Origin of the sequence: Streptomyces sp. SP17BM10, assembly GCF_036322405.1 — a bacterium.
Lineage (GTDB): Bacteria > Actinomycetota > Actinomycetes > Streptomycetales > Streptomycetaceae > Kitasatospora.
On the sequence record NZ_JAQYXB010000544.1, the window covers coordinates 33374 to 51168 of the forward strand.

11 protein-coding genes and 3 tRNA genes are annotated in these 17795 nt (G+C 75.5%); 10 read left to right on the plus strand and 4 right to left on the minus strand.

What is annotated here, in order from left to right:
- Positions 1–233 precede the first annotated feature (233 nt).
- Together PUR71_RS13515 and PUR71_RS13520 are read left to right on the plus strand one after the other, a co-directional pair.
- The gene (locus tag PUR71_RS13515) at positions 234–563 is read left to right on the plus strand and encodes a hypothetical protein (RefSeq protein ID WP_329927216.1); all 330 of its coding nucleotides are present in this window, start codon (positions 234–236) and stop codon (positions 561–563) included.
- A gap of 375 nt (positions 564–938) precedes the next feature.
- Positions 939–1757 (plus strand): pyridoxine/pyridoxamine 5'-phosphate oxidase, encoded by an 819-nt coding sequence (locus tag PUR71_RS13520; protein ID WP_329927217.1) that lies wholly within the window; start codon positions 939–941, stop codon positions 1755–1757.
- A gap of 25 nt (positions 1758–1782) precedes the next feature.
- Here PUR71_RS13520 and PUR71_RS13525 read toward each other — a convergent pair whose 3' ends face one another.
- Positions 1783–2850, minus strand: coding sequence for an EamA family transporter (locus tag PUR71_RS13525; RefSeq protein WP_329927218.1), 1068 nt, complete (start codon positions 2848–2850; stop codon positions 1783–1785).
- Positions 2851–3002: 152 nt separating this feature from the next.
- Between PUR71_RS13525 and PUR71_RS13530 the strand changes: the two genes are divergently transcribed.
- Positions 3003–3875 carry a DUF1906 domain-containing protein gene (locus tag PUR71_RS13530; RefSeq protein ID WP_329927219.1) on the plus strand — a complete coding sequence of 291 codons (873 nt, stop codon included), beginning with the start codon at positions 3003–3005 and terminating at the stop codon, positions 3873–3875.
- A 21-nt stretch (positions 3876–3896) separates the two neighbouring features.
- On the opposite strand, the gene PUR71_RS13535 is transcribed toward PUR71_RS13530, so the two are convergent.
- Positions 3897–4088 carry a hypothetical protein gene (locus PUR71_RS13535; RefSeq protein WP_329927220.1) on the minus strand — a complete coding sequence of 64 codons (192 nt, stop codon included), beginning with the start codon at positions 4086–4088 and terminating at the stop codon, positions 3897–3899.
- A 196-nt stretch (positions 4089–4284) separates the two neighbouring features.
- Between PUR71_RS13535 and PUR71_RS13540 the strand changes: the two genes are divergently transcribed.
- The gene (locus PUR71_RS13540; protein ID WP_329927221.1) at positions 4285–5946 is read left to right on the plus strand and encodes a long-chain fatty acid--CoA ligase; all 1662 of its coding nucleotides are present in this window, start codon (positions 4285–4287) and stop codon (positions 5944–5946) included.
- A gap of 57 nt (positions 5947–6003) precedes the next feature.
- Here PUR71_RS13540 and PUR71_RS13545 read toward each other — a convergent pair whose 3' ends face one another.
- Positions 6004–9408 (minus strand): PAS domain-containing protein, encoded by a 3405-nt coding sequence (locus tag PUR71_RS13545; protein WP_329927222.1) that lies wholly within the window; start codon positions 9406–9408, stop codon positions 6004–6006.
- A 177-nt stretch (positions 9409–9585) separates the two neighbouring features.
- On the opposite strand from PUR71_RS13545, the gene PUR71_RS13550 reads away from it, so the two are divergent.
- The 6 genes from PUR71_RS13550 to PUR71_RS13575 all read left to right on the plus strand — a co-directional run bounded on the left by PUR71_RS13550 (position 9586) and on the right by PUR71_RS13575 (position 15522).
- Positions 9586–9679 (plus strand) — tRNA-Ser (locus tag PUR71_RS13550).
- Positions 9680–9839: 160 nt separating this feature from the next.
- Positions 9840–9915: transfer RNA gene (locus tag PUR71_RS13555), tRNA-Arg, on the plus strand.
- 31 nt (positions 9916–9946) lie between these two features.
- Positions 9947–10022 (plus strand) — tRNA-Arg (locus tag PUR71_RS13560).
- A gap of 228 nt (positions 10023–10250) precedes the next feature.
- Positions 10251–13010, plus strand: coding sequence for an Ig-like domain-containing protein (locus tag PUR71_RS13565; protein WP_329927223.1), 2760 nt, complete (start codon positions 10251–10253; stop codon positions 13008–13010).
- 224 nt (positions 13011–13234) lie between these two features.
- Positions 13235–14491: an SPFH domain-containing protein gene (locus PUR71_RS13570; RefSeq protein ID WP_329927224.1), complete on the plus strand. Its 1257-nt coding sequence runs from the start codon at positions 13235–13237 to the stop codon at positions 14489–14491.
- Entirely contained in the window at positions 14488–15522 is a 1035-nt protein-coding gene (locus PUR71_RS13575) for a C40 family peptidase (protein WP_329927225.1), read from the plus strand. Before PUR71_RS13570 ends, PUR71_RS13575 begins: the two co-directional genes overlap by 4 nt.
- 63 nt (positions 15523–15585) lie before the next feature.
- On the opposite strand, the gene PUR71_RS13580 is transcribed toward PUR71_RS13575, so the two are convergent.
- Positions 15586–17778 (minus strand): WXG100 family type VII secretion target, encoded by a 2193-nt coding sequence (locus PUR71_RS13580; protein ID WP_329927226.1) that lies wholly within the window; start codon positions 17776–17778, stop codon positions 15586–15588.
- Positions 17779–17795: the final 17 nt, after the last annotated feature.

Sequence of the window (17795 nt, forward strand, 5' to 3'; positions counted from 1 at the left end):
CCGTTCGGATGAAATCCCAGCTCAGGGTGGATGGGTCGGCCGCTGTCCCGCTGTCGTGCCGTTATGCGGAGCCTCGGTGGATATCACGCTAACGGGCGAAAACTGCTCCATCGGGTGGTGCTTTGTCGATTTGTTGCGGAAGTCTGTCTCTCGGCGTCGCAGCCCGCAGGTGTTCGTCTGGCCGGCGAACTCCCGCACACATTGCACGATTTACCGTTTTCTTGGAGGCTTTCATGGCTCGCATCCACACCCGTCGGGTGGCCGGTTTCCTGGTCGCCGCCCCGCTCGCGGCCGGCCTGCTGCTCGCCGGCGCCGGTGCCGCGGCGGCCGACAACGGTGCGATGGCGGGCGCCGGTTCCAACGCCGGCGTCGTCTCCAACGTCGGCACCGGGAACGTCTTCGGCGGTGTCGACGGCAACTACGTCTCCACCCAGCAGACCGCCACCGGTTCCGGTGCCTCGAACCAGAGCAACACCCTCGCCGCGAAGGACAACGCGGGCACCGTCCTGGCCGACCAGTCCAACAAGAACGTCAACATCGTCTTCGCCCCGATCCTTCACTGATCCGGGCGCACTCCACCGTCGGCGGGGGCGCCGGAGGTGGATGGCCGCGGGTGGGCTGAGCGCCCGCGGCGGGCTCGGAACGGTCGCGATCGACGCGACGGCGCATGACCGGCCAGCGGAAAGGGTCGCCGCGAACCGGCTGCGTGGGCGGTGCCGTCACCGGCACCGCCCACGCGTGCGTCCGGGGCCGCTGCGGTCCGGCGGCGGAAGGGGCCGCCGCCGTCATCCGTCCGGGTGCGTACAGCCGGGGCCCGCGCCCGGAGCCGTCCGGGGGCGGCGGTACGGTTGCGCCCGACAGCTACACCGCGCGCGCCCGGGTCCAGGAAGGCCCGGCCGACCGCGGCGGCGGACGCGGCGACCGGAAGGAAGGGCGCGATGGCAGCGGAGGAGGAGGGCCTGACCGGCCCGGGCGAGGCCGGGTCCGCACCCGGCCCGGACCCGAGGTCCGAGTCACGGCCCGAGCCGCGGGACGAGCACCGAGACGAACACCGAGACGAACACCGGGACGAGCCCCGGCCCGGGCCCAGGTCCGTGCCCGAGCTGCTGCTCGGCCGCCCGCCGATGGCCCGGCCGCTGCCGACCTTCGACGCCGAGGCCGCGCCCGCAGAGCCCGGCCCGCTGTTCGCGGACTGGCTCACCACCGCCCTCGACGCCGGCGTGCTCGATCCGCAGGTGGTCACCCTCTCCACGGTCGACGCCGACGGCCTGCCGGACGCCCGGGTCCTCGTGCTGCGCGACGTCGACGCGAGCGGCACCGGCTGGGTGTTCTCGGCCGCCGCCGACAGCCCGAAGGGCCGTCAGCTCGCCGACCACCCGGCCGCCGCGCTGACCGTCTACTGGCCGCAGCTGGGCCGGCAGGTCCGGGTCCGCGGCACCGTCGAGCGGGCCGCCGACCTGGTGGCCGCCGCGGAGTTCGCCACCCGCTCCCCGGCCGCCCGGGTGGGCGCGCTGGTGGGGCGCCAGAGCGAGCCGCTGGCCTCGCTGGAGGAGTACGACGAGGCCGTCGCGGTGGCCCGGCGCCGCCTGGAGGCCACGCCGGACGCCGTCGCGGCCGGCCACGCCGTCTACACGCTCTGGGCGCACGAGGTGGAGTACTGGCAGGGCGACGCCGAGCGCCGCCACATCCGCCTGCGTTACACCCGCACCGGCCCGGTGCGCACCCCGGAGTGGTCCCGCACCCTGCTCTGGCCCTAGCCGGCGCCGTGTCCCTACCGGGGCTTCACCTGCGCCCGGTCAGCGTCGCGCCGACGCTGGCCGCCACCACGCAGCCGATCCCGGCCAGTTGCGGCACGCCCAGCAGCTGGCCCAGCACCACCAGGCCGACCAGCGCGCTGACCGCCGGCTCCAGGCTGACCAGCACGCTGAACACCCGCTGCGGCATCCGCCGCAGCGCGGTCATCTCCAGCGCGTACGGGATCACCGGCAGCAGCAGCGACACCCCGGCGACCGAGGCGAGCAGCACCACCGGTGAGGCGTCCGGCGCGGTCAGCCCGTGCCACGCCTCGCCGAGGCCGAACGGCGCGAGCGTGATCGCGCCGACCGTCATCGACACCGCGAGGCCCTGGAAGCCCTGGAACGCGGCGCCGACCTTGTCGGTGAACAGGATGTACAGCGCGTAGCAGGCGGCCGCGCCGAACGCGAAGAGCAGACCGACCGGGTCCAGCGAACCGCCGCCGTCGCCCCCGCCGAGCAGCGTCAGCAGCGCGACCCCGGCCGCCGCGAGCAGCGCCCACAGCAGGTGGCTCGCCCGCCGGGCGAAGACCAGGGCGACCGCGAGCGGGCCGAGGAACTCGATGGTCGCCGCGGTGCCCATCGGCAGCCGGTCGACCGCGCCGGCGAACAGGAAGGTCATCCCGGCCGAGGCCATCCCGAGCAGGGCCGCGGCGGCGAGGTCGCGCGGGCGCTTGTCGCGCAGTCTGGGCCGGGTGACGGCGAGCAGGATGACCGCGGCGAAGCCCAACCGGAGGAAGGTCGTGCCGCTGACCCCGAGTGGGCCGAACAATGGCTTGGAGAGCGCGATCCCGGTCTGCACGAGGAACATCGCGGTCAGACACAGAAGCGGCGCCGGGATGCTCTCCGGGCGCCGCAGGAACTTGGGGAACCGGCCGGCGGGCCGGTCGAGCCGGAGATCGGGTGGTGCCGCGGGGCCGGGCGCCTCGCCTCGTCGCCAGCTGCCGCGCTCGCCGGCGGGCTCGCCCTTGGGGGCGGGCGGCATGGCAAGGGCCTCGGCGACGGCTACGGTGGCCGGCGTCGGGGCGGCGGTTTCGCCGGGCATGGAGGTGGGCATGGGGACGAGTTTGCCGTAAGGAGTGCAGAACCGGCAAGCTCGTTACAAATATCGGGACGGAAGCGGACGGGTGCGCCCGAAAGGGTGGGCGCGGGTGCGCCGCACGGCGTGGTTGGCACGTTCATCCGATGGTCCGTCAGTAATAAGGATTGATGCGCTATCTCCGCCCCACGGCCCTCATCGCCGCTGCCCTCGTGCTCCTCCTGGCCACCGACGGGACGGGCGCGAGCGCCGAGGCCACCGCCCCGGTCGCCGTCGTCCTCCCCAGCATCCGGCCGCTCGTGCTGCCCGACCTCGCGGGCCCGCCCAAGGTCCGGGACGGCTTCAGCGGCTACGCCTTCGACATCTGTGCCGCGCCGTCGCTGGACACCCTCAAGGCCTGGCGCGGCGACTCCCCGTACGGCGCGCTCGGGATCTACACGAGCGGCTCCCAGCGCGCCTGCTCCCAGCCCCGGCTGACCGCCGACTGGGTCCGCCAGGCCCGCGCGAACGGCTGGCGGTTCCTGCCGGTGCACGTCGGGCCCCAGGCGCCGTGCACCCAGCTCGAGCACAAGCCCAAGCTGATCGACCCGGCGCACGCGGCCGACCAGGGCCGCTCCGAGGCCTCCGAGGCGGTCCGCGGACTGCAGGCGCTCGGCTTCGGCCCCGGCAACCCGGTCTACGTGGACATCGAGTCCTACCCGCCGCGCGTCGCCGGCTGCGGCCAGGCCGTGATCGACTTCGCCATCGGCTGGACCCAGCGGCTGCACGAGCTCGGCTACACCTCGGGCTTCTACTCCAGCCTCAATTCCGGCATCTCCGACCTGGCCGCCGCGGCCTGGGCGCACAGCTCCCCGCTGCCGGACGCCGTCTGGTACGCCAAGTGGGACGGCCACGCCGACACCGACGCGCCCGCGCCGCTCGGCGGCGACCTGTGGGTCTACCACCAGCGGATCCACCAGTACCAGGGCAACGTCCAGACCACCCACGGCGGCGTCACCCTCACCGTCGACCGCGACTACGTCGACGGCCCCACGGCGGGCTGAGCCGACCGCCGGGACGGCGGGTCAGCCGCCGAACGGCAGCCAGCCCCGGCCGAGGCAGTCCCCGCAGGTCTCGGTGATGTACCCGGTCCCCGCCAGGTCGGCCCGCACGCCCAGCCGCGCCCGCATGCGCACCCCGCCCGAGCAGTTCGGGCACGGCACCCGGAACCGCACCGGCTCCCACCGCACGTGCGCGCCGTCCTGGCTCTCGTCCATGACGCCCAGTATCCCGCGCGGCCCGCGCGAGCGGCCGCGCGAGCCGCCGCGCCGTGCCCCGTCCGTGATCCGTGCAACGGGGTCGGGATGCTGACAGCGGCCGGACGGAACGGCACAATCGGGCACGTCCGCGCCGATTACCGCCCGGTAGGTGCCGCAGGCGCACCCGCCAGTGCCGCCAGGTCAAGGAGGACCCGTGTTCAGCACGATGCAGGACGTACCGCTCACCGTCGCGAGGATCCTGGAGCACGGGTCCACGATCCACGCCCGGTCGACCGTCGCCACGTGGGACGGCACCGGCCCGGTCGTCCGGACGTACGCCGAGGTCGGGGCGCGGGCCGCCCAGCTCGCCCACGCGCTGCGCGACGAGCTCGGGGTCACCGGCGACGACCGCGTCGGCACGCTGATGTGGAACAACGCGGAGCACCTGGAGGCCTACCTCGCCGTCCCCGCGATGGGGGCCGTGCTGCACACGCTGAACCTGCGCCTGCCCGCCGGACAGCTGGCGTTCATCGTCAACCACGCCGCCGACCGCGTGGTCATCGTCAACGGGACCGTCCTGCCGCTGCTCGCCGCCGTCCTGCCCGAGCTCGCCCCGACGCTGCGGCACATCGTGGTGAGCGGCCCCGGCGACCGCTCGGTGCTGGCCGGCTTCGCGGGCACCGTCCACGACTACGAGGACCTGATCGCCGACCGGCCCACCACGTACCCGTGGAGCACCGAGATCGACGAGCGGCAGGCCGCCGTGCTCTGCTACACCTCCGGCACCACCGGCGACCCGAAGGGCGTGCTCTACAGCCACCGCTCGGTCTACCTGCACTGCCTCCAGGTGAACACCGGCGACAACTTCGCCTTCACCCCGCGCGACACCGCGCTGCCGGTGGTCCCGATGTTCCACGTCAACGCGTGGGGCATCCCGCACGCCGCCTTCATGTCCGGCGCCAACCTGCTCATGCCGGACCGTTTCCTCCAGCCCAAGCCGATGGCCGAGATGATCGCCGCCGTCCGGCCCACCGTCAGCGCCGCCGTCCCCACCATCTGGAGCGGCCTGCTGGACGAGCTCGACGCCGGCGACTACGACACCTCCAGCCTGCGCATGGTCGTCATCGGCGGCAGCGCCTGCCCGCCGTCGCTGATGAAGGGCTTCGAGGAGCGCCACGGCATCAACGTCATCCACGCCTGGGGCATGACCGAGACCTCGCCGCTCGGCTGCTTCGCCCAGCCGCCCGGCGGCCTGACCCCCGAGGAGGAGTGGCCCTACCGGATCACCCAGGGCATCTTCCCGGCCTCCGTCGAGGCCCGGCTGATCGGCCCGGGCGGCGAGAAGATGCCCCACGACGGCGTCGCGGCGGGCGAGTTGGAGGTGCGCGGCCCCTGGATCGCCGGCGCGTACTACGGCGGCGCCGGGCAGGACCCGCTCCGCCCGGACGACAAGTTCTCCGAGGACGGCTGGCTGCGCACCGGCGACGTCGGCACCATCACCGCCGACGGCTACCTGACCCTCACCGACCGTGCCAAGGACGTCATCAAGTCGGGCGGCGAGTGGATCTCCTCGGTCGACCTCGAGAACCAGCTGATGGCCCACCCCGAGGTGGCCGAGGCCGCCGTGGTCGCCGTCCCGGACGAGAAGTGGGGCGAGCGCCCGCTGGCCACCGTCGTGCTGCGCCCGGGTGCCAAGGCGGGGCTGCCCGAACTGCGGGCCTTCCTGGCCGAGCGGATCGCCTCCTGGCAGCTGCCGGAGCGCTGGTCGATCGTCGAGTCGGTGCCGAAGACCTCGGTCGGCAAGTTCGACAAGAAGGTGATCCGGGCCAGCTACGCGGCGGACGAACTGGACGTCACGGTGCTCGGCAAGGAGTGACCGGACGGACGGCGAGGGCCGGCCACCCCGAGCCGGGCGGCCGGCCCTGCGCCGTGCTCAGCCCGCGGCGGCGACGCCCGCGTCGCCCATCGCGCCGATCCGCCCGAGCAGGTCGACGATCCGGGACTGGACGTCCGCGCTGGTCGAGCGCTCGGCGAGGAACAGCACCGTCTCGCCGGTGCGCAGCCGGGGCAGTTCGCGCGGGTCGAGGTCGACCGAGGTGTAGACCACCAGCGGGGTCCGGTGCAGCCGGTCGTTGGCGCGCAGCCAGTCCAGCAGGCCGACCCGGCGACGGCGGATCTGGAGCAGGTCCATCACCACCAGGTTGGGCTGCACGCTGCTGGCCCGGGAGACGGCGTCGTTCTCGTCGGTCGCGTGCTCGACGTGCATGCCGCGCCGCTCCAGGCTGTTGATCATCGCCGAGGCGATGTCCGGGTCGCTCTCGACCAGCAGGACGCGCGGGGCGTGGTGCTCGCCGTCGCGCGGTGCGAGGGCGCGCAGCAGCACGGCCGGGTCGGCGCCGTACGCGGCGTCCCGGGTGGCCTGGCCCAGGCCGGCGGTGACGAGCACCGGCACCCGGCTGTTGAGCGCAGCGGTGCGCAGCGACTGCAGGGCGGTGCGGGTGATCGGGCCGGTCAGCGGGTCGACGAAGAGCGCGGCGGGGAAGCCGGCGACCTGGGCGTCCACCTCCTCGCGGGAGCGGACGATCACCGGGCGGTAGCCGCGCTCCTGGAGGGCCTGCCGGGTGGCCGGGTCGGGCTCGGGCCACACCAGCAGCCGGCGCGTGCCGTGCTCCTCGCCGGCGGGCTTGTCCAGGGTCACGCCGCCGCCCGCGGGCAGTTCGGCGATCGCGGCGCGCGGTGCGGTGCGGGCCTCGGCCGGACCGGCGGGCGCGGGCAGCTGCGGCGCGGCGGACGGCACCGGCGGGGGGCCGAACTGGCGGGGCGGGGCGAGCTCGCCGAGGCCGGTGCCGACCGGTCGCGGGGCGGAGTCCGCGCCCCCGACGGTCCCGGGTGCGTCCGCCGGCGGCAGCGCCGGGCGGGCGGGCTCCAGCGCGGCGGAGGGCGACGGCACGGCGGGCGTCTCGGGTGCGGGGCCGGGCGGCACGGCCAGGCGCCGACGGCGGCCGGTCGGCGCGGCGGCCGGCTCGGGCGGGGCGGGCGCCGGACCGGCCGGGAGGGCGTGCTCCAGGCCGGGGTAGACGGGGGTCTCGGGCAGGCCGGGCAGGGCGAGGCCGCCGGAGGAGTCCTCGCCGGCCTCCCGGGCGCGGCGGCGACGGGGCTTGGCCTCGCCCGTCGGGGTGCCGTCGGCGGGAGTGCCGGTGGCCGGCGCGTCACCGGTGCCGGGGCCGAGCGCGAGCGGGCCGCGCGCGGCAGGGCGCTCCTGCGGGCCCTCGCCGTCGACCGGGACGGCGTAGGCCGGGCCGGAGCGGCCGTCGTCCTTGCCCCACGGGTCGCGCTGCGCGTCGTCCGGGCCCGCCGGGCCCTGGCGGCCGTAGGCGGCGTCGTTGCCGGTGCCGTTCCACTGCTCGGGGACGGCCCGCTCGATGCGCGCGGGGGCGTTCGGCCACTGGTCGGCCGGGGCCTGGTCGTCCGTGGCCCCGGGGGCCACGGACGGCGGGGTCTCGGCGGCGGGCCGGCCGCGGCGTCCGCGCCGTTCGGGGGCGGGTTCCTCGGCGGGTGCGCGGTCCGGCTCGGCGTCCGCGGGGCGCCCGGCGGGCCGGTCCTCCTCGGAGCGGCGGGCCGCGGGCAGCTGCGGGATGCCCGGCAGGTCGGGCAGGACGGCGCTGTCGCTCTCCTTGGGCCGGTCGGAGCGGCCCTCGGCGGCGGCGCGTTCGGCGGCGGCCTTCGCGGCGACCGGGTCCAGCGGCAGCTCGACGACGTACGTGGTGCCGGCCTTGCCGGGCAGTTCGTGCGGCTGGAGCACGCCACCGTGGCGCTCGACCACCGCGCGGGCTATCGGCAGGTGGACGGGGCTGCCGCCGCGCCCCGGGCCGCGGATCTCGACCCGGGCGACGTCGCCGCGCTGGGCCGCCGCGAGGACGACCAGCGGGGGTTCGCCGACGGACGGGGGCAGGGCGGCCCCCGAGCCGTTGTTCAGCCCGGGGGCGGCCAGACCGGGCGAGGGGACGGTCGGGGCGTCCAACGAGAGCCCGACGCCGCTGACGTCGGCGACCAGGTGCGCGACGGCCTGCGCGAGGCGCTCCTCGTCGGCGATCACCTCGACGCCGGCGGCGTGCACCGAGAAGCGCACCCGTCCCGCGCCGACCAGCTCGCCGGCGTCCTCGACGGCCCGCCGGACGATCTTGTCCAGCGCGACCGGCACCCGCTGCTCGGCGCCCTTGCGCTCGCCCTTGCCGCCCTTCGCGTCCTTGCCGTCGGGCTGCGCGGCCTCACCGGCCTCGGAGCGCTGGTGCGCGAGGACGCCGTCGATCAGCCGGCCGAAGCGGCGGCACTCGTCGGCGAGGCGGCGCAGCGTCCAGTTCGCCTCCGGCCACAACTGCCCGGCGGGGTCGGCGGCGAGCGTCTCCAGGCGCTGGTTGAGCGCGCTGAGCGCGCCGCCGAGCTCGCTCTCCAGGACGGCGGTGAGGTGCTCGTTGCGGGCGACCAGGGCGAGTTCGCGGCTGCGGTCGGTGAAGGTCATCACCGCGCCCACCAGCTGGTCGCCGTCCCGCACCGGTGCGGTGGTGAGGTCGACGGTGACCGGGCGGCCGTCCTTGCGCCACAGCACGGTGCCGCGCACCCGGTGCTTGCGGCCGGAGGTGAGGGTGTCCATCAGTGCGGACTCCTCCAGCGCCAGCGGGCTGCCGTCGGCCCGGGAGTGCTGGATCAGCGGGTGCAGCTCACGCCCGCCCAGTTCGCTCGCGCGGTACTCCAGGATGTGCGCGGCGGCCGGGTTGACCAGCACGCAGCGCCCTTCGAGGTCGACGCCGAGCACGCCCTCGGCCGCGGCCCTGAGGATCATCTCGGTCTGCTTGTGCTGGCGGCGCAGCTCGGCCTCGACGCCGAGCCGGCTGGAGAGGTCGCGGACCAGCAGCAGGAGGAGGTCGCTCGCGGACGGCGAGCGGGAGCCCTCGCGGTACGGGTCGTACGGGACGAGCGGGGAGAGCGTGTAGCCGCGGCCCTCGCCGGCGCCGTCGTCGGCGAAGTCGTTGCCGGAGACCTCGACCGGGAAGGTCGTGCCGTCGGTGCGACGGGCGGTCATCCGCACCGGACGCTCCATGGCGTCGTCCTCGCGCGGGGCCGGCCGCATCGAGCCGGGGATCCGGCTCGGGTCGAACTCGGGCAGGAGGTCCAGCACGCCCATGCCGACGAGCGAGGTGCCCGGGGCCTGCAGCGAGTGGACCGCCGCGTTGTTGGCATCGACGACGGTGCCGTTGCTGTTCACCAGCAACAACGCGTCGGGCAGGGCATCGAGTATGGCGGCGAGGCGAGCAGCGCCTCGGATCGGCCTGCTGCTCACGTCGACAGGTCTCCTCGGCTTGGGGCAGCTCCTCCGGAGTCGGCAGTATCTCATTCTTCTTTGCGGTGGGGACGACCCGGCTAGTAACGTTGGCGGTGGTTGGTGCCGGGCCCCACGGGTGTGGCATCATCACAGGCACACGGAACGCGTCCGCCGAGCGGGTGCGGTCCACGTGGAGGAGGCTTCGCCTAGTCCGGTCTATGGCGCCGCACTGCTAATGCGGTTTCGGGGTTATTCCTGATCGAGGGTTCAAATCCCTCAGCCTCCGCCAGCCGAAGGGCCCCGTCGACGATCTCGTCGGCGGGGCCCTTCGCGTTGTCCGGGCTCGTCGGGGCGGGTGCGGGCGGGCCCGGAGCAATCGATTTCGTCCTGCGTCGCAGGTCATGTAATGTTGTTCCCGCAACGCCACGGAGACACGTTCACCGGGGCGAGCGCTCATAGCTCAACGGATAGAGCACTTGACTACGGATCAAGAGGTTGCAGGTTCGAATCCTGCTGAGCGCACCAACCTCCGCAAGATCGGGTTCGCCCGTTCCTTGCGCTCATAGCTCAACGGATAGAGCACTTGACTACGGATCAAGAGGTTGCAGGTTCGAATCCTGCTGAGCGCACCAGCAAGAAGCCCCCGGCCATCGGCCGGGGGCTTCTTTCGTTCGCGTAGGGGATGAATCGGGCTGTTTCGGGTACATCCCGTCCTACCGCCCGGATGGCCTCCAAACGGGTGGGACACGGCCAAAAGCGCAGGTGTCGCAGTATGACCGGTTCAGGATCGTGATTCCGTTTTGTCACATCTTGTGCCCAGACTGCCCGCCACCCGGCAGCCGACCGCGAAGGAGAGCCGGATGAGCCGACAGTTCCCCCGCACGGCCGCCGCCCTGGCCGTCTTCACGGCAGGGCTCCTCATCGCCTGGAACCAGCCCTCGGCAGCCCAGCAGTCCCCGGACGCCTGGAATACGGAGCAGCGCGCGGTACTGCCCTCCGGCCTCGGCGTCCGGTTCGACCTCACCACCTCGCCGGGTTTCGAGGTCACCGCCGAGCCGGGCGAATTGGCCGACCGCGCCGGCGGGGGTCGCCCGGCCGGGCTGTACGCGGACGGAACGCGCCCGGGCGACCCGGCCCAGACCTTCCGGATCGGCGACGCGCGGCCGCAGACCGACGGCTCCTGGCGCACGGTCGGCACGCTCCGGCTGACCTTCTCGCGCTCCGTGCGCAACCCCCGGCTGCACGCGAGCGGGCTGGCCGCCCTCGCCACCGGCGCGTCCGGGACCACCAGCACCGCCGCCCGGCTCACCCTCACCGGCGGCAGCCCGAGCGCCCCGGCCCTCGTCAACCGCACCGACTGGCCCGGCTGGACGGTGGACGCCAACACCCTCGCCCCGGCCGGCTCCGACGGCAGCACCGACGGCTCGGGCGGCGCGGCCGCCGAGGGCAGCCTGGAGCTGGCCGGCACGTTCCGCACCGCCGTCTTCCGGGTCGAGCAGCGCAGCACCGCCCGGGCCGGCAGCACCACCGCTCCGCCCGTCCTGCGCCAGGCCTACACCGTCACCGTCGACGAGGAGCTCGGCACCGCGCCCCAGGCCTACGGCAACGCCTCGCACGTCGTCTCCGACCTCTTCCTCGGCGCGGAGGCCAACCCGTCGGCGCGCCGTGGCGGGCGGACCGCCGTCGCGGTGCGGGGCACGGCCGACCGGCACAACGTCTGGGCCAACCCCGTGCCGCCCAAGCTCCAGCCGGGCCGCGGCGAGTACCAGGGCGCCGACCCGTCGCTCGGCTTCCCGGTCGAGGCCGCGATCGGCCGCTACTACCGGCTCACCGTCCCGGTGGCCGTCGGCGACCAGCCGGCGGTGCTGGCCGGCTGGATCGACTGGGACCACAGCGGGCGCTTCGACCCGGCCGACCGGGTGCAGGCCGAGGTCCAGCCCGGCACGGACACCGCGACCCTGGAGTGGACCGTCCCCTCCGGCGCCGCCTCCGGCGAGACCTGGGCCCGGCTGCGGATCGCCCGGGACCCGGCCCAGTTGATCGCCTCCGGCGGCTTCGCCGACTCCGGGGAGGTCTCCGACCAGCGGATCAAGCTGACCGTCGGGGCCGCCCGGCCCGAGATCGCCGAACCGGTGGACGGCACCGCGACCGCCGACGTCCGGCCGCGGATCCGCGGTGAGGGCGCCGTCGCGGGGGCCTCGGTCGAGGTCCGCGAGGGCGACGCGGCGCTCTGCCGGGCGCGCGTCGAGCGCGGCGGCGACTGGAACTGCCGCCCGGGCGACGCGCTCGCCCCGGGCCGGCACGGCCTCACCCCGGTCGAGACCACCAGCGGTGGGGTGGTGCTGCGCGGCGAGCCCGTGCGGCTCACCGTCAAGACCACCCCGCCCACCGCGCCCGTGCTCACCCTCCCCGAGTACACCAACGACCCCGGGATCCAGCTCACCGGCACCGGCGAGGCGGGCGCCACCGTCTCGGTCGCCGACCAGCCGGCCGGGGTGCGCGGCGGGTCCGCCGGGGACGTGTGCAGCACGACGGTGCGCACGGACGGCGAGTGGTCCTGCCTGCCGGTGGAGAACCTGACGGACGGGCGCCACCAGCTGACCCCCGTCGCCGTGGACGCGGCGGGCAACCGGACGGCGGGCAAGGCCGTGTCGCTCGTCGTCACCACCGTGCCGCCGGACAAGCCGGTGCTCACCGCGCCGGCCGCCGGCGAGACAGTCCGCACGGCGCGGCCGAAGCTCGCCGGCCGGGCCGGGACGGGCACCCGGGTGCTCGTCACCGCCCAGGCGGGCGGGGCCGCCTCGGACGAGCGGGTGGTCCTGTGCGGGGCGGCGACGGCCGTCGACGGGAGCTGGACCTGCACCGCCAACCGGGACCTGACCAACGGTGAGCAGGCGCTGACCGTCACGGCGACCGACCTGGCGGGGAACGCGGCGGCGGGGGACCCGGTGCGGGTCCGCGTCGCGGTGGCACCGGCGCCGGTGGCCGGCCCGGCGGCGCCCGGCTCTGCAGTGCCGAGTGCCGCCGTGTCGAGTCCGGTCGTGCCGTCGCCGTCGCCTTCGGCGGTGCCTGCTCCTGCGCAGCCGAGTTCGCCGAAGCCATCGGCGTTGGCCTCGGCTTCGGCCACGTCGTCCAGACCGGCGGTGCCGACGGTTCCGGCGGTCTCGTCAGTCTCGTCGAGCGCGTCCGTGCCCGCCGAGGAGGTGTTTGCACCGCCGCCCGCAGGCTTGCTGCCGGTCTTCGTCCCGGTGGTCGCTCCGCGGTTCGTGCCGGCCTCCGACCTCCCCGTCCCACCCTCCCCGGCCGCCGTCCCGTCACCTTCTGGTGTTCCGTCATCATCCGCGTCCGTATCCGCGTCCGCGTCGGCCAGGCCGAGCCTGGTCGGCACCGCCGTGCCGCTGTCGGCGGACGCCGCGAAGCCCCCCGCCGTGAGTGCCCGGCCGCTGCCGGCGCCGCCCACCGCTTCGCCCGAGGGGGCGGGCGGGGCTCAGGTGGCGGCCCACGAGGCCGGGCCCGGCCGGTGGCGCGCCGGCCTCGCCGGCGGTCTCCTGCTGCTCGCCGCGATCGGGCTGATCACCCGCCGGGTGTTCGCCCGGGGACCGGGTGCCCGACGGCGCTGACCTGCGCCGGAACCGCCGAGGGCCCTTCCGTCGGCCACTCGCACAACCGACCAACCGATCATGTGCCTGCGCGTCAGGTCGGCTTCGGACGATACGTCAGCAAATGGCGACACACAGCGGCTTAAATGTCGCATTTGATGACGTATGAACTTAGCCTGACTCTGGCACTGCCCGTCAGATCCGGGCCGCCCGTTGCGCGACACACCGACCCCGAGGATCCGTGCATGGACGTCACCCGCGATTCTTCACAGCGACCCGACCACCTGCCCACGACGTTCCCGCCGCCACTGCCGGAACGTTCCGCCAGCGGCGCGAGTCCGCTGGCCAAGACCGCCAGGACGGCGGCTCCGGCCGACGGCGGGGAGGTCACCACCCCCGTCGCCGTCGTCCCCGGGCCTGCCCTCGGCAGGGCCGACCTGCGTGACCCGCTGGAGTCGGTCGCGGCGGAGAGCGTCGAGCTCCCGGACGCCACCCCGGCCGGCGGCATCGTGGCCGTGACCTCCCGCCGCCCGCCGCGCGCCGACCAGGCGCTGCGCGAGCACGTCGCCACCGGCCTGCCGGGCTGGGTGGCGCTGTTCGCGGTACTCGTCGGCGTGGCCGGCGTCCTCGCGGTGCTGCTGCACGATGGCGTCATCCCCCATTGGGACGCCCTGCCCGACCTGCGCGGCACCGCCGCGCGCGAGCGTGGCCGGGCGGAGGTGGACCTGCTGTCGGTCGCCGCGGTGAGCGCCGCCGGGCTGCTCGTCGTCCTCGCCGTCGCCGGGCTGCTGGCCAACGCCGGGGGCGAGACCCGGGTGCTCACCCGCTGGGGCCGCTACCGGGGCACCGTCCGCCGCACCGGCCTCGTGTGGGTCAACCCGCTGCTGCGCCGCCGCCGGGTGGACGTGCGGCTGCGGCACTGGCGCAGCGAGCCGGCCAAGGCGGTCGACCGCACCGGCACCCCGATCGTCGTCCGGCTGCTGATCGTCTGGCGGGTCAAGGACACTGCACGGGCGCTGCTGGCCATCGACGACCACGAGAGCTACCTGCGCGAGCAGATCCAGGCGGTGCTCACCCGCACCGCGTCCACGCTGCCGTGCGACAGCAACGCGGCGCCCGGCCCGGCGCTGCGCGACGGACAGTGGTTCGCCGACGAGCTGACCCGGGCGCTGGCCGCCGAGGCGGCCCCGGCAGGCCTGGAGGTGTACTCGGTGCAGCCGCTGGCGCTGGACTACGCGCCCGAGGTCGCCGAGTCGATGCGCCGCCGCCGGCTGGCCGACCTGGACGCGGGTCTGCGCACGGTCCTGGTGGACGACGCGGTCGAGGCGGCGGCGCTCGCCGTCCGCCGGCTGGAGCGCGCGACGGCGCACGAACTCGACGAGGCCGCCCGCAGCGCCCTGATGGAGCAGCTGCTGGTGGCCTTCGTCGCGCCGGCCGGAGTGGCCGCTTCGGTACCGTCCCCGGCCGCCCGGGCCGGGCGGAAGGAAGGACGACCCGCATGAGGATAGCCACCGGCGCGTACGCCGGCCCCGGGAGCGCCGCCGCCGACGTCGTCGCCGACGTCGACGGCGACTTCGGGACGATCGGCTTCGAGGAGAGTTCCGGCGGCATCCCCGCGATCGCGGGCTGCGGCTGCCCGAACTGCGCGCCCCGCCCCCGCCCCCGCACCGCCCGCTCCGGGGCGGAGGCCGGGGGGAGCCGAATACACCGCGCCGTGCGAAGTACCTGCCTGGCCACCACGGTGCTGGCGGGCGCCGGCGTCGTCGGCCTGACGGCCGGCGCCGGGTCCGCGCACGCCGAGGCCGGCAAGCAGGGCTGGGACGGGTCGCGGTACTGGTTCAAGGGCGTCAAGGGAGACTGGCGCTGGACGAGCCACTCCGACGTCTACGCGAGCCGCACCGGCAGGTCCGCGAAGTCCGGCGAGTCCGGCGCTTCCGGTGGCTCCGGCAGCAAGGGCGGGCAGTCGGCCGGGTCCGACGGCCAGGCCTCGCCCGAGGGACTGCGGCAGGGCTGGGACGGGTCGCGGTACTGGTTCAAGGGCGTCAACGGAGACTGGCGCTGGACCAGCCACTACGACGTCTACCTGAACCGGGTCGGCCGGTCCGGCGGCTTTGACGCGGCGCCGTCGAGACCGTCCTCCGACGACGGTGCCGACGGGAGCACGTCCTCCGGGAGCACCGAGTCGGCCATCGACTACGCGCTCGCCCAGCTGGGCAAGCCGTACGTCTGGGGCGGTGACGGGCCGTCCGGCTACGACTGCTCGGGGCTCGTCCAGCAGGCGTACCGGCGCAGCGGGATAAGCCTGCCGCGGGTGGCCGACGACCAGTACGCCGCCACCACGCCGATCGGCGCGGGACAGCTGCGCCGCGGCGACCTGGTGTTCTGGTCGGACAGCGGGCGCGCCTCGGGGATCCACCACGTGGGGATCTACTTGGGCGACGGCACGTTCGTGGAGGCGCCGCGGCCGGGCAAGACGGTGCGGGTCTCGTCGCTGAACGCGGGCTACTACCCGACCCACTTCGGGCGGCCGTAGCTCTCGGGCCGCGGGCCCCCGGTGGTCACGACCGCCGGGGGCCCGCGGCGCTTCCGGTGGGGTTCAGCCCCCGGCGCGGCCGAGGGCCGCGGCGGCGTCGGTGCGGCCGGTGCCGTAGACGGCGCGCAGCTGCTGCTTGTCCCAGTCGGCGGCGAGACCGTCCGGGTCCGGGTGGCCGTGCTCGCGCCGCCACTGCTCGACCATCGCGATCACGCCCTCGTGGCCGGTCCGGCCGTCCGGGCCGGTGAGGGTGTTGCGCTCGATCCGGCCGGCCGCGGCGGCGTCGATGGCGTCGAGGGCGCCGCTCTGCCAGTCGGCGATGCCGGCCGCGAGGATCCGCCGGGTCAGTTCGCCGAGCCCGGGGCCGGGGACGAGCTTCAGCGGGGCGTCGAGGCCGGTGTACAGGCCCTTGGCCTTCCAGGCGGCGACCTTGGCGGCGTCGTCGCGCTGGTCGAGCACCGCGTCGGCCTGGACGGCGTCGAGCACGCCGAGGGCGACCGCCGAGTTGGCGAGCAGCCCCTTCCACTCCGGCTCGGAGGTGTCGGCGGGAAGGCCGCCGATCCGTTCCGCGATGTGCGTCAACTCGGCCTGCTGGACGAAGTGGTGGGCCTCCGGGAGGTCGGCGAGGCCGCGCAGGGCGCGGATCAGCGGGCCCTTCTCGACGGCCATCCGGACCTCGCCGGTGCGCTCGTCGGTCCACACGCCGGAGGCCGCGGCGGCGGCGTGGTCCTTGACGGCGCGGCTGGTGCCGGAGAGGACGGCGTGGGTGTCGGCGGCGTAGTCGGCGAGGGCCGCGGCGACGGGGGCGTGCAGGCCGGACGGGAGGTGCTCGCGGCCGATGCCGGCGTCCAGCAGGGTCACCGTGTCCCGCATCACCCGGGCCTGGGCGGCGGTGTGGGCGTGGAACCCGTCCGGGTGGCCGCCGGTCGCGGCGGCCTGGACGGCGAGGCCGAGCGCGGGGTGGCCCCGGACGTGGGCGCCGGCCACCAACTCCTCGGGCCAGCGGCGCTCGCGCAGGAGGTAGGCGAGGTGGTCGCCGCGGCGGGGGTCGCCCGGGTCCAGGAACGCGGTGGCGGCGGCCGGGTGGTGGGCCAGGGCGGCCAGGAAACCGGTGACCGGGTCACCGCCGCGGCCCTCGCCGAGGTGGTCCCAGGCGGGCTCGGTGCCGTCGGGGCACCACAGGAGCTGCGGGGGCACCTTGGCGGCGCGTTCGGTGGCCAGCAGGCCCTCGCCGTAGGAGGCGAGGAAGCCCGGGGCGTACCGGCCGGAGTGCAGCAGGGCGCTCATCAGGTGGTAGCCCGTCGGCATCGGACCGCCGCCGGGGCGGGCCAGCTGCTTCGGGCCGAGGCGCAGGACCTCCTGCTCCCAGGCGCGCACGGCCGGGTCGGTGCAGTGGGTGGCGGTGCCGAGGACGGTACCGAGGGAGGACTGGAGGCGGCGCAGGGCGTCGGCCCGTCCGGGTGCCGAAGCGGGCGACAGCACCGGGTCGTTGAGGTCGCGCCAGAGTTCGAGCGCGGGGCGCGGGCCGAGCGTGGTGGCGAACCCGGCGGCGAAGGCCGGATCGTCGGCGTGGGCGGAGAGCAGGGCGTCGAGGCGGGTCAGTTCGTCCGGGGTGAGCGCGGCGCGCTTCGCGGCCAGGGCGAGGGCGGCGCCGAGGTCCGCGCGGGCCTGCCGGGCCTGGGCGAGGGAGTGGCAGCCGTCCGGGCCGAACGGGCGGTCCTCCGGGACGGGCGGCGCCGAGCGCAGGGCCCAGGCGGCGGCTTCGTCCGCCTCGGTGGCGGCGCGCCGGGCGGCCTCGATGCGGCCGGCCAACTCGGCGACCGCTCGGTGGCGTTCGGGGAGGAAGAGGGACCGGTACTCGGGCTGGTGGCGGGCCGACTCGTCGTCGTGCAGCGGGTGGACGTCCGTCACGGCGCCGGTGGGGGAGACCCGGAGGTGGGCGGCGGGGGCGTCCTCGTCGGCCAGGCGGACGAGCTGCCGTTGGGCCTCGGTGAACTGGCCGGCGGCGTCGGCCAGGAGGGTGCCGAGGTCGGCGGACTCCTGGCTCGCGGCGGTGAACTGGCCGGCCACCCCGGCGATCAGCGTGCGGGCGGCGGTGGCCGCCTCGCCGTTCCAGCCCTCGGCCAGCGGGCCGGCGATCTCGCCGTCGAGCCGGTCGCGCAGGCCGAGGTAGCGGCCGCGCAGGGCGATCCACTCCTCGGCGGCGGAGAGCAGGGCGTCCAGGCGGGCGGAGCGGACGGTCTCGTAGCTCAGCACGGGCCGCTCCCCGCCGG

What these genes read in the sequence shown, in the direction of transcription:
- PUR71_RS13570 (WP_329927224.1), top strand. Translation starts at nt 13,235, where the DNA reads ATGGACGTCACCCGCGATTCTTCACAGCGACCCGACCACCTGCCCACG.
- PUR71_RS13535 (WP_329927220.1), bottom strand. Translation starts at nt 4,088, where the DNA reads ATGGACGAGAGCCAGGACGGCGCGCACGTGCGGTGGGAGCCGGTGCGG.
- PUR71_RS13575 (WP_329927225.1), top strand. Translation starts at nt 14,488, where the DNA reads ATGAGGATAGCCACCGGCGCGTACGCCGGCCCCGGGAGCGCCGCCGCC.
- PUR71_RS13525 (WP_329927218.1), bottom strand. Translation starts at nt 2,850, where the DNA reads ATGCCCACCTCCATGCCCGGCGAAACCGCCGCCCCGACGCCGGCCACC.
- PUR71_RS13520 (WP_329927217.1), top strand. Translation starts at nt 939, where the DNA reads ATGGCAGCGGAGGAGGAGGGCCTGACCGGCCCGGGCGAGGCCGGGTCC.
- PUR71_RS13530 (WP_329927219.1), top strand. Translation starts at nt 3,003, where the DNA reads ATGCGCTATCTCCGCCCCACGGCCCTCATCGCCGCTGCCCTCGTGCTC.
- PUR71_RS13515 (WP_329927216.1), top strand. Translation starts at nt 234, where the DNA reads ATGGCTCGCATCCACACCCGTCGGGTGGCCGGTTTCCTGGTCGCCGCC.
- PUR71_RS13565 (WP_329927223.1), top strand. Translation starts at nt 10,251, where the DNA reads ATGAGCCGACAGTTCCCCCGCACGGCCGCCGCCCTGGCCGTCTTCACG.